The organism is Tamlana crocina (assembly GCF_012037625.1).
Window position 1 is genome coordinate 1 of sequence record NZ_JAAVJS010000513.1, and the last position, 356, is coordinate 356.

Below are 356 nucleotides of genomic sequence, written 5' to 3' on the forward strand. Positions count from 1 at the left end.
GCAGCATCAACGTTGTGGGTTCTCCCGGTTTTACCGAAGAGGCGAGAGAAGGAAGTAATTCTTATGCCGGGGCCGAGGGGGCTTATTTGACCTTCCCGTCCAGCGGTCTCCTGGGTGATGAATTCAGTACTACTTTTTGGTATAAAGTTAATTCTTCTCCAGATAGAGCTGGAATAATTTCCATAAGTGCTGTGAATGAAAGTGATCCTAACAAGAATAATCTCACCAAAGGTTTCCAATTGTTTAGGGAAGGAAGTGCAGAAAGCCAGCGTATCAAGGCGAGCATAGGTACAGGAGACGGTAACAACTGGAATGATGGCGGACTTATCGATGCAACTGCCGGAGAATGGGTGCAT

1 pseudogene is annotated in these 356 nt (G+C 46.6%); it reads left to right on the top strand.

Annotation, left to right across the window (positions count from 1 at the left end):
• Positions 1-356, top strand: a pseudogene (locus HC176_RS17835) (LamG domain-containing protein); the annotation flags it as partial.